At 66.9% G+C, this 1,657-nt stretch carries 2 protein-coding genes; both read left to right on the top strand.

What is annotated here, in order from left to right; translation table 11 throughout:
- A partial coding sequence (locus tag AC1DS3_RS38400) for an MFS transporter (RefSeq protein WP_477129333.1) occupies positions 1–980 on the top strand: 980 nt, incomplete at its 5' end.
- A gap of 97 nt (positions 981–1,077) precedes the next feature.
- Positions 1,078–1,657 (top strand): MFS transporter (locus tag AC1DS3_RS38395; RefSeq protein ID WP_477129332.1); only part of this gene is annotated, 580 nt, incomplete at its 3' end.

The raw sequence follows: 1,657 nt of genomic DNA, 5'->3' as shown, positions 1-1,657 counted from the left end.
CCACCACGCTCCCGCAGTTGCTGATCCTGGGCTTGTTCGTGGGCCTGGCGGGCGGCTCGTTCTCGGTGGGCACGCCCTATGTGGCGCGCTGGTTCCCGCGCTCCCGCCAGGGCCTGGCCATGGGCATCTTCGGCGCGGGCAACTCCGGCTCGGCCCTGACCAAGTTCGTGGCACCRGCGCTGATCGTTGCCGCCGGCGGCAGCTGGACCGTGGTGCCGCGCGTGTATGCCATCGCCATGCTGGTCACGGCGGTGCTGTTCTGGGTGTGCTCGTCCAGCGATCCCGCTCACCGCGCCACGTCCTCGGCCAGCCTGCGCGCCCAGCTCGCCATGCTGCGCGACCCGCGCGTGTGGCGCTACTCGCAGTATTACTCGGTGGTGTTCGGCGGCTATGTCGGCCTGTCGCTGTGGATGACCAAGTACTACATCGGCGAGTATGGCTTTGACATCAAGATCGCCGCCCTGCTGGCGGCCTGCTTCTCGCTGCCGGGAGGCGTGCTGCGCGCCATCGGCGGCTGGATCTCCGACCGCTACGGCGCGCACCGCACCACTTGGTGGGTGATGTGGGTGTGCTGGGTGGCGTTCTTCCTCCTCAGCTATCCGCAGACCGATTTCATCATTCACACGGCGCGCGGCCCGCAGGCTTTCCATATCGGCCTGTCGGCGCTGCCTTTCACCGCGCTGCTCTTTATCGTCGGCATTGCCATGGCGGTGGGCAAGGCCTCGGTGTTCAAGTTCATCGCCAACGATTTCGGCCACAACCTCGGCGCCGTGTCCGGCGTGGTGGGGCTGGCCGGCGGCCTGGGCGGCTTCATCCTGCCGGTGCTGTTCGGCCTGCTGGCGGACCTGACCGGCGTGCGCAGCAGCTGCTTCATGCTGCTGTACGGCACCGTTTGCGTGAGCCTGGTGTGGATGCACTACAGCCAGCGCGGCAAGGGCGCGGGCGCCGGCCAGCGCGTGCTGGCGGCGCAGCCGGCCTGAACCGGCGTTGCTCCTCCCCGATTTCCCGGTTCCCCGATTCCCCGATTCCCCGGTTTCCCGATTCCTCATTCCTCCTTCCGTCACATAGGACATTGTCATGTCTAGCTCCGTACTAACCCGCTGGGAGCCCGAAAGCGCGACCTTCTGGCGCACCCATGGCGAGCGCATCGCCTACCGCAACCTGTGGATCTCGATCCTCGCCCTGATGCTCGCCTTCGCGATCTGGATGCTGTGGAGCGTGGTGGCGGTGAACCTGGACCGTGCTGGCTTCCGCTTCAGCAAGAACCAGCTGTTCTGGCTCACCGCGCTGCCCGCGCTCTCGGGCGCCACGCTGCTGGTGCCGGCGCTGGGCATGGGGTTCGCGCTGCGCGACCCGGCCACGAGCTATCCCACCTTGCTGGTGCTGGCGCTGCTGTGCGGATTCGGCGGCGCCAACTTCAGTTCCTCGATGTCCAATATCAGCTTCTTCTTCCCCAAGGCCAAGAAGGGCCTGGCGACGGGGCTCAATGCCGGCATCGGCAACCTGGGCGTGTCGGTGGTGCAGTTCCTCACCCCCTTGGTGGTCTCCGTGGGGCTGTTCGGTGCCTTTGGCGGCGAACCCCAGACCTACCAGGCCGGCGAAGTCAGCAGGAGCCTGTGGCTGCAGAACGCCGGCTTTATCTGGGTGCCGTTCATCC

The sequence above is a fragment of the Cupriavidus sp. 01L46 genome, assembly GCF_056399905.1.
This window is presented reverse-complemented; position numbering and strand designations above follow the sequence as displayed.